Raw genomic sequence first — 9,586 nt, forward strand, 5'->3', positions numbered from 1 at the left:
CCCTCGCGGCCCAGTCCCCCGCCCCCCCTCACGGGGCGCGGGGAACTGCGCGAACGGCCCCCACCGGAGCCGCAGCCGAATCTCATCCGTCACCCGCCCCCGCCCCCTCCCACCGCACCGCGTGCAGCGCGACAAGCAACCGCCATACCTTGTGTGCGATCTCCTCCGGGGAGCCCTCCACGAGGCCGTGCAGCCAGTCCGCGAGGACGCCCGCGAAGGCCGCGGCGACCGCCGAGGCGACGAGCGGCGCCTGCGGCGCACAGGCGAGTTCGCGTTCGGCGAGGCTGCGGGCGCGCAGGTCCTGATGGAGGACGCGCCCCAGCGGCCCCCCACCCCCCGGCGCCAACAGCGCGCGATACAGCGGGGCGTGCGCCGACAGCCCCGCGAAGAATCCGAGCAGGGCGTCCGGCGCCGCCCTGGGATCGGGCCTGCCCCGCCACGCGTGCAGCGCGTCCACGGCATCGCGTACGACGTCGGCGCAGGCGTCGACGGCCAGCGCCTCCAGGTCGGCGTAGTGCAAATAGAACGTGGCCCGCCCGACCCCGGCCGCGCGCACCAGCGACGCGACGCCGACCTCGGTGAGCGGCCGCAGGGCGCACTCGTCGAGGAGGGCCCGGCGCAGCTTGGCCCGTGTGCGTTCGGCCCGGGGGTCGGAGGTCACCGGGCGACGAGGACGGCGGCGAGGGCGAGTGCGCCGGGCAGGGCCTGTGCGAACAGGATGCGCCGGTTGGCGGTGGCCGCCCCGTACAGGCCCGCGACGACCACGCACACCAGGAAGAAGACCTGGGCGGCGAACCCCGTCGGGTCGTCGGCGATCAGCCCCCAGATGAGCCCGGCCGCGAGAAACCCGTTGTAGAGCCCCTGGTTGGCGGCGAGCGGGGCGGTGGCCCGAGCCATCTCCCCATCGAACCCGTGCAGCCCGCGCCCCGGCTTCCGCTCCCACAGGAACATCTCCAGGACGAGGATGTACACGTGCAGAGCGGCGACAAGGCCGACCAGCACATTCGCGAGCGTCTGCATGGGGGTGGGCTCCTTCAGGGGGTAGGAACATCCTGGACAGGTGTCCATGTTTTCTGGACAGGTGTCCACTGTACATGGACGGCTGTCCAGGAAACCCCGGGAGTTCGCCGCGCCCGCCCGTGGACGTCACCGCGTGGGCGCCGCCCGTCGCAGGTTCTGTGCGCGCAGGGCCAGTTGCATTTCGAACTGGGCCGTCGGGTCGTGGAGCCGGTCGCCGAACAGTTCGTCCAGCTGGCGCATGCGATAGCGGACCGTCTGCGGGTGGACGGCGAGCCGCGCGGCGACCTCGCTCGCGTTGTGCCCGCACTGCAGCCAGCTGAGCAGCGTCTCCGCGAGGCGCTCCCGCTGCGGCAGCCGCACGCCGTCCAGCGGACGCAGATGCCGGTCGGCCATCGCGTCCACCAGGGCCTCGTCGCGGAACAGCAGCAGCGTGGCCAGATGGTCCCGGCAGCGCACCATCTGCGTATCGGGCAGCACCCCGCGCCGGGCCAGGTCCAGCGCCTCGGTGGCCCACCGCAGCGACCTCGCGCCCTCCTGAAGGGCGACGTTGGGGCCCATGGCGGCCCGTAACCCCTGCAGTGCCCCCGCGACGGAACGCGCCCGCCCGGGGCCCTCGGGATCGGGCACCACCAGCACGGCGGGCTGCACGTCGAACCGTGCCAGGAACTCCGGTGCCACGATGGGCGGCGGCCCCGCGGCCCGTGCCCCGCGGTCGATGACGACCACCGCCAGCGAACGCGGCACCGGCCACTGCGCGGTGCGCGCCAGCTCCGTGATCGCCGCGACCGACGCGGGCGGATCCACGATCAGCAGATCGATCAGCCGCGTGCGCCGCTGCCGCAGCTCGCCGGCCGCGTGCAGCCGCGCCTCCGTGTACCCGGTCGTCGTCGCGGCCGCCATCTCGTCGAGGTGCAGGAACAGCGCCTCCCCGAACGCGGCCAGCACGTGACGCGGCAGCAGTTCGGCGTCGACCAGGGCGTTGATGCGGCGCCAGGCCACCCGCGCGCCGAGACGCAGGGCCGACTGGAACGCGTCGAGACTGCGCCCCTCGTCCGCCTCGCCCCGGCCGATGCGCTGATACGTCGCCCGCACCGGCTCCCCGTCGCTGTCGGGCTCGGCCATCCGCTGCAGGAATCCCTGGAGGGCGTGCTCCACCCCCTGGTGCACGACCTGCATGTACGTGTCGTCCGTCGGCCGCGCGTACTCCGGGATCTCGGTCCTGATCGCCCGTACGACCTCTTCGGTGATGTCGGCGAAGAACGGTCTGAGCTGGTCGTGCAGGCCCGACGGGAACGACTTGAAGGGGCCGTCCACCGCTTCGGCGACGGTGGCGGCGCTGGTGGTGGCAGTGGCGGTGGTGGTCAAGGCCGTCATCCCGGCCTCGCTCGCCGGTATGCGGAATCCGTTCACGCGGCGGCTCCTTCCGCACACGGGAAGTGGGGCACATCGACGTTACCCGCGTGCTTTCCGCCCAGCTTCATCGCGGGCTGACAGAGACGCACCCGGGACTTGTCACTTCACGACAACCGCGGGTTCGTCACTTCATGACCAGGGGAGTCCTGGAGCGCGCCACGACCCGCCGTGGACGTCGATGACGGCCACGGCGGCGCAGCGTCAGCAAGGTGACCAGCGCGCCCGCCAGCACACAGCACGCCGCGATCCTCAGCCCCAGGTCGTACCCCTCCAGGAAGGCGTCGCGCGGATCGGCCCCGGACCGCAGTCCGGCCCGCTCGCGCCGGGTGAGGACCACACCCACCAGGACCACACCGAACACCCCGGAGACCTCGCGCGCCGCGCTCACCAGGCCCGTCGCCATCCCCATCCCGTCCTGCGGGACCCGCAGCAGGGACCGAACCGTCAGGGGAGTGGTGAGCGCGGACCCCCAGCCGATCAGCAGCAGCCCCGGTTGCAGATCCCAGTACCCGGCCCCCGCGCCCACGCCGGAGACGTACAGCAGGCCGATCGAAACCAGACCGAGCCCGCCCGCGATCGACACATGGGCGCCCACAGCGCGGGCCGCCCGCTCGGCCACCGGCGTCCCGAGCAGCAGCGTGCCCGCCAGCGGCAGAAAGGCCAGCCCCGCCTCGGTGGGGGAGAAGCCGAGCACCCGCTGGAGGTACAGGGCGGTGAAGAAGAACACCCCGTTGACGCCGACGCCCCACAGCACCTGCGCGAGAATCCCGCCGGTGAGGAACCGGTCGCGCAGCAGCCGCGGTTCGACGAGGGGCCGCGCGGTCCTGGCCTCCACGAGGACGAACGCGCAGACGGAGACCGCCGAGACCGTCAGACACTGCGGCACGGGCGCGGCGGTGAACCCGTGTTCCTGGCCGCGTACGAGTGCGTACGTGAGCAGATAGAGCGCGAGTACGGACAGCAGGACGCCGGGCACGTCCAGACCGCTGCGGCGGGGCGCGGACCTGGCGGGCACGGCCGGCATCAGCAGCAGGGCGAGCGCGCCGAGGGGGACGTTCAGCGCGAACACCCAGCCCCAGCCCCACCGTTCGGTGACGAAGCCGCCCACCACCGGCCCCAGCGCCAGCGCCACGGCCAGCGCCGCCGTCCACAGACCCACGGCCGTCGAACGCAGCCGCGCGGGCAGGTCCACCGCGATGACGGCGAGCGAGGCCGGAATGACCAGCGCGGCCCCGACCCCCTGCACCGTACGGGCCGCTATCAGCGCGCCCCCGCTGTCCGCGAGGGCGCACGCCGCCGAGGAGGCGGTGAAGACGACGATCCCGGCGGCCAGCACCGGCCTGCGTCCGCACAGATCGGTCAGCCGGCCGCCGGGCAGCAGCAGTGCGCCGAAACTGAGTACATAGCCGGCGGCCACCCACTCCAGGTCCGGGACCGTCAGGCCCAGTTCGCGCTGCACGGTCGGCAGGGCGACATTGATGACCGTGTTGTCGAGCGTCGTGATGAAGCCGGTCAGGGTGAGCAGGGAGAACAGCGCCAGCAGCCGTGCACGTCCCACCAGCCGCTCCTTCCGCCGTCGCACGGTTCGTCCGCACGGATTGTCGGCGGGGCGGGGGTGTCCGGGCTCTGGCCCACGGCGTGGAACCGGCACCGTGTTTTTGTCAGGGAACTGACAGAACGCGCGAGTCGAACTGTCAGCACGTCCTCTAACCCACCGGTGGCCCACAGGCGGAACCTGGGTCACCGCTCCAAGCCGGTGCCCACGCCGGACCGGTGTCCGTTCGCGGGCGGTGCCCGCCCCACCGGGCACCGCCCGCCGTCCCGATCAGCTCCGCCGCCGACCCAGTTGGAGCCGCCATGACCTCCGGAGCCCCCACGAACTCCGCCGGGCCCGCCGCCGACGACGCCTCCCTCGCGGACCATTCCCTCACAGACCATCTGAGGCACTGGGCCGAACACCGTCCGCAGCAGCGCGCCTTCAGCCATGTCGTCTTCCCCGACAGCTCCTCCGGCGGTCTGCACCGCACGCTCGGCTGGCGGGCCCTGGACGCCCGTGCCAGAGCGGTGGCGGCCCGCCTCGCCACCGTCGCGTCCCCCGGCGAACGGGCCGCCCTCGTCCTGCCCCAGGGACTGGACTACGTCGCCGGATTCCTCGGCTGCCTGTACGCGGGCGTCATCGCCGTACCCCTCTTCGGACCCGAACTCCCGGGCCACGAAGGCAGGCTGGCGGCCGTCCTCGCCGACTGCGAACCGGCCTGTCTGCTCACCGACTCCACCGCGACCCCCGCGATCCGCGACTTCGTACGGGACCGCAGGCTCCCGGACGTCCCGGTGATCCCCGTCGATCAACTTCCGCTCCGGCGCTACGAGTTCGGCTCGCACGGCGACGGCGGCCGACCGGGGCCGAGCCGGGAGCCGAGCCCGGGGGTGAACCCCAGGCTGAGCCGGGAGCCGAAGCCGCAGTCGAGTCCGGAAGGTGGCCCGGAAGCGAGCCCGGAACCGAGGCCCCTGCCCGACGACATCGCCTACCTCCAGTACACCTCCGGCTCCACCCGCAGCCCGGCCGGCGTGATGATCAGCCACGCCAACGTCGTCGCCAACGCCCGCCAGGCACTGGACGCGTTCGTCGCCGACCCCCGCACGAGCACGACGGTGGGCTGGCTGCCGCTCTTCCACGACATGGGACTCGTCCTCAGCATCGCCGCCCCCGTCGTGGGCGGCTTCCCGTCCGTCCTCATGGACCCCGCCGACTTCCTCCGCGACCCCGCCCGCTGGCTGCGCCTCCTCGGCTCGTACGAGGGCACGATCAGCGCGGCCCCGAACTTCGCGTACGACTACTGCGTGGCCCGCACGGCCCCCGAGGACGTCGACGAACTCCGCCTGGACCGCGTACGGGTGCTCATCAACGGCAGCGAACCGGTACGGGCCGGCACGGTGGAACGCTTCCGCAGGGCCTTCGCGCCGACGGGCCTCGCCCCCACGGCGCACTGCCCGGCGTACGGCCTCGCGGAGGCCACCGTCTTCGTGACCGCGAGCCCCCTGGACGAACCCCTTGCGGCCGTCGCCTGCCGGGCCGACGCCCTCGCGGCGGGGCGGATCGAGCTGACGACGGCGGACGACGGACACACGGAGCCGACCGTGCTGGTCGCGTGCGGCACCCCGGTCGGGCAGGAACTGCGGATCGCCGGCGCCGACGGCGGCGTACTGCCGGCCGGGCACGTCGGAGAGATCCAGCTGCGCGGACCCAACATCGGCCTCGGCTACTGGAAGCAGGCCGGACTCACGGCCGAGACCTTCGGCTTCGGCGCGGGGGAGGACTGGCTGCGGACGGGCGACCTCGGCGCTCTGCACGAGGGGCAGTTGCTCGTCACCGGCCGCCTCAAGGACGTACTCGTGGTGGACGGGCGCAACCACTACCCCCAGGACATCGAGGAGACCGTGCAGTCGGTCGTCCCCCTGGTCCGCCGGGACCATCTCGCCGCCTTCGGAGTGACCCGGCCCGACGCCGTGGGCGAGGAACTCGTGGTGGTCGCCGAGCACCGGCGGGACGCCGGCCCGACGGCGGAGGACAGCAGCGCCGCCGAACGCGCCGTACGTGCCGCCGTCTCGGCCCGGCACGGGCTGCGCCTGGGCGCACTGCTGCTCGTACCACCCGGCTCCGTGCCGCGCACGAGCAGCGGCAAGGTGTCCCGCGCGGCCACGCGGACACGGTTCCTCGACGGCGGGTTCGGGCCCCGATGAGCGCGTCACGCACGGCGGTCCGCGCGCTGGTCGCCGAACGGCTGCACGGCTGGTACGGCCTGCCGCCGGGCGAGTTGACCGACGACCGGCCACTGGCCGAGACCGGTCTGACCTCGCGCGACGCGCTCGCCCTGACGGCCGCGCTGGGCGAACTGGCGGGCCGGCGGCTGCCGGACACACTGCTGTGGGACGCGCCGACGATCGACGCGCTGGCGACGTACCTGGCCGAGGACGAACCGACGACGACCCCCGACCCCGCCCCAGCACCTGCTGCCTCCGCCGCCCCCAGGGTCGCTGTCGCCGTCGTCGGCGTGGGCTCTCGCTTCCCCGGCGGTGTCACCTCCGCCGACACCTACTGGCGGCTCCTCACCCGGGGGCAGGACGCCGTCGGCACGCTTCCCGAGGGCCGCTGGGACCCCTTCGTACCGGACCCGGCACAACTGCCGGACGAGGTGATCCGGCACGGTGCCTTCCTCGGCGGGCTCGACGCCGTCGCCGGTTTCGACGCCGAGTTCTTCGGCATCCCGGCGCACGAGGCCACCGCCATGGATCCCCAGCACCGCATGCTCCTGGAGGTCACCCGCGAGGCCCTCGACCACGCCTGCCTCTCCGCAGACACGCTCGCGGGCACCCGTACCGGTGTCTTCGTGGGCATCAGCGGCAACGAGTACGCGCACCTCACGACCGCCGACCCCCGTGCCGTGGACGCCTGGACGGCCACCGGCGCCGCCCTCAGCGTCGCCGCGGGCCGCCTGTCGTACGCGCTCGACCTGCGCGGACCCAGCCTGTCCGTCGACACGGCGTGCTCGTCGTCGCTGGTCGCCGTGCACCACGCCGTACGCAGTCTGATGTCGGGCGAGAGCGACACGGCACTGGCCGCCGGAGCGAACCTGCTCCTGACCCCCGCCGTCACCCTCGGCTTCCAGCGCGCGGGCGCCCTCGCGCCGGACGGCCGCTGCAAGGCCTTCGACGCCGCCGCCGACGGGATCGTACGCGGCGAGGGCTGCGGGGTCGTCGTCCTGAAACGGCTCACGGACGCCGACCGCGACGGCGACCGCGTCCTGGCGGTGATCCGCGCGACCGCCGTCAACTCCGACGGCCGCTCCAACGGGCTCACGGCCCCCAACGCCGAGGCCCAGCGCGCCCTCCTCGCCGAGGCGCACACCGCTCCGGCGAGCGTCGACTATGTGGAGGCCCACGGCACCGGCACCGCCCTCGGCGACCCGATCGAGGCGAGCGCCCTCGGTGCCGTGCTCGGCCGTGACCGCGCCCCGGAACAGCCCCTCCTGATCGGCTCCGCCAAGACGAACCTCGGCCATCTGGAGGCCGCCGCCGGTATCGCGGGCCTGGTCAAGACGGTCCTGGCCCTGCACCACGGCGAGATCCCCGGCCAACTGCACTTCACCCGGCCGGGCCCGCACGCCGACCTCGACGCGCTCGGGCTGCGCGTGGTCACCTCGCCCGAACCCTGGCCCCGCTACTCGGGCACCGCCACCGCGGGCGTCTCGGCCTTCGGCTTCGGCGGCACGAACGCCCACGCCGTCCTCACCGAACACCGCCCCACCCGTACGAGGCCGCCCGCGGCCGGGACCGCCGAGCGGCCCGCGCTGCTCCTGCTCGACGGCCCGACCACCGACCGAGTGCGCGCCTACGCCGGAGAACTGGCCGCCTGGCTCGACACCCCCGGCAGCCGACGCGTCCGCGACGCCGACCTCGCCCGTACCCTCGCGGGCCGCACCGGCCGCGGCCGGCACCGCGCGGCCCTCGTCACCAGCGACCGCACGGAGACCGTCACCGCACTCACTAGCCTCGCCGACGGCGCCCCCTCGCCCCACCTGATCACGGGCCACGGACCCCCCGGCGGACCAGGACCGGTGGTGTGGGTCTTCTCCGGCTACGGCTCCCAGTGGCCGGGCATGGGCAGCCGACTCCTCGCGGCGGAACCCGTGTTCGCGGCGGCCGTCGACCGCCTCGAACCCCTCCTGCGTGAACACGCGGACCTCTCGCTGCGCGCCGGACTGCGCCCCGACGCCGACCTGTCGACCCCCGCCACCGTCATGCCCGTCCTGTACGGCATCCAGGTCGCCCTCGCCGAACTGTGGCGCTCGTACGGTCTGGAACCCGCCGCCGTCATCGGCCACTCGCTCGGCGAGATCGCGGCGGCGGTCGTGTCCGGCGAACTGGACCCGGCGACCGGCGCCCGCACAGTCGCCGTACGCTCCCGCCTACTGGCCCGCCTGAGGGGCGGAGCCATGGCCGTGGTGGACCTCCCGGCCTCCGACATCCCCATATCCGCGCAGGAGTTCAGGACCCTCCAGGTGGCCGTGCACGCCTCGCCGACCCAGAGCGTGGTCACGGGATCCGCCGAGGACGTCGCGGGACTGGTCGCCCGGGTGACCGAGGCCGGCGGCTTCGCCCGCTCGCTGGGGGTGTCCGCGGCCGGACACTCGCCCGAAGTCGAGCCACTGCTGCCGGAATTCACCAAGGAGCTGGGCGAACTCCGGCCCTCGTCCCCCCGCTGCCGTCGCTACTCCACAGCGCTCGACGACCCCCGGAAGGCCGTCCCCTGCGACACGGCGTACTGGGCGGCCAACCTGCGCAACCCCGTCCGCTTCGCCCAGGCCGTGCGGGCGGCGGCCGAGGACGGACACCGGGTCTTCGTCGAAGTCGCCCCGCACGCCACGCAGTCGCATCCGCTCACCGAGACGCTGAACGACGCGGGGGCGGACGGCGCGCTGGTGGTCCCCACACTGCGCCGCGGCACCGACGACGCGGTGGGCTTCCGTACCTCGCTGGCTACGCTGCTCGTCCACGGCGTGCGCGTGACCCGGCCACGGGAGGGGCTGGCCCCCGAGGGCCGCATCGTGGACGTCCCGTCACCCCGCTGGCGCCACCGCCGCTTCTGGGCGGGCGAGGAGATCCTGCCCGAGACCCCGCGCCGGGTCGCGCCGGGCCCCGCCGCGACCCCGCTCGACCGACTCCGCCTGTGCGTGGCAGGGGTGATGGGCTACGCCCCCGACCACCTGGACCCCGACACCCCCCTGACAGCCCTGGGCCTGGACTCCCTCACGGCCGTACGCATACGAACAGCCATACAACAGGAGTTCAACATGGACGTGGCTCCAGCCACGCTCCTGAAACAGGCAACGCTAAGTGTGGTAACGGACCTACTGGCGACCACCCCACCAACACCGCGAGCAAACGCCCCGACAGGGGCGCGAGGAACGGCGCGACCAGCCACATCGAACCCGCACCCAAACGCCCCGTCAGGGGCGCGGGGAACGGCGCGAGCAACCACATCGAACCCGCACCCAAAGGCCCCGTCAGGGGCGCGGGGAACGGCGCGAGCAACCACATCGAACCCGCACCCAAAGGCCCCGTCAGGGGCGCGGGGAACGGCGCGAGCAACCAC

General features: G+C 73.7%; 6 protein-coding genes. 2 read left to right on the forward strand and 4 right to left on the reverse strand.

Annotation, left to right across the window (positions count from 1 at the left end):
• Window positions 1-82: 82 nt before the first annotated feature.
• The 4 genes from ACFVH5_RS42115 to ACFVH5_RS42130 form a co-directional block, all read right to left on the reverse strand.
• Window positions 83-661 (reverse strand): TetR/AcrR family transcriptional regulator, encoded by a 579-nt coding sequence (locus ACFVH5_RS42115; RefSeq protein ID WP_385838970.1) that lies wholly within the window; start codon window positions 659-661, stop codon window positions 83-85.
• Entirely contained in the window at window positions 658-1,020 is a 363-nt protein-coding gene (locus ACFVH5_RS42120; RefSeq protein ID WP_385838971.1) for a DUF1304 domain-containing protein, read from the reverse strand. The genes ACFVH5_RS42115 and ACFVH5_RS42120 overlap by 4 nt, the downstream gene beginning before the upstream one ends.
• 126 nt (window positions 1,021-1,146) lie before the next feature.
• Entirely contained in the window at window positions 1,147-2,430 is a 1,284-nt protein-coding gene (locus ACFVH5_RS42125; protein ID WP_385838972.1) for a PucR family transcriptional regulator, read from the reverse strand.
• A 127-nt stretch (window positions 2,431-2,557) separates the two neighbouring features.
• Entirely contained in the window at window positions 2,558-3,991 is a 1,434-nt protein-coding gene (locus ACFVH5_RS42130; RefSeq protein ID WP_385838973.1) for an MFS transporter, read from the reverse strand.
• 299 nt (window positions 3,992-4,290) lie between these two features.
• Between ACFVH5_RS42130 and ACFVH5_RS42135 the strand changes: the two genes are divergently transcribed.
• Both ACFVH5_RS42135 and ACFVH5_RS42140 read left to right on the forward strand, forming a co-directional pair.
• A complete protein-coding gene (locus tag ACFVH5_RS42135) occupies window positions 4,291-6,174 on the forward strand; it encodes an AMP-binding protein (RefSeq protein WP_385838975.1) in 1,884 nt (627 codons plus the stop codon).
• Window positions 6,171-9,586, forward strand: a 3,416-nt coding sequence (locus ACFVH5_RS42140) for a beta-ketoacyl synthase N-terminal-like domain-containing protein (protein ID WP_385838976.1), incomplete at its 3' end; no start/stop codon positions are given. The genes ACFVH5_RS42135 and ACFVH5_RS42140, both read left to right, overlap by 4 nt.

Origin of the sequence: Streptomyces sp. NPDC127119 (genome assembly GCF_042677425.1) — a bacterium.
Lineage (GTDB): Bacteria > Actinomycetota > Actinomycetes > Streptomycetales > Streptomycetaceae > Streptomyces.

Bases quoted from the DNA above. Each gene is read 5' to 3' on its own strand.
- ACFVH5_RS42120 (WP_385838971.1), bottom strand. From the start codon at position 1,020: ATGCAGACGCTCGCGAATGTGCTGGTCGGCCTTGTCGCCGCTCTGCAC.
- ACFVH5_RS42135 (WP_385838975.1), top strand. From the start codon at position 4,291: ATGACCTCCGGAGCCCCCACGAACTCCGCCGGGCCCGCCGCCGACGAC.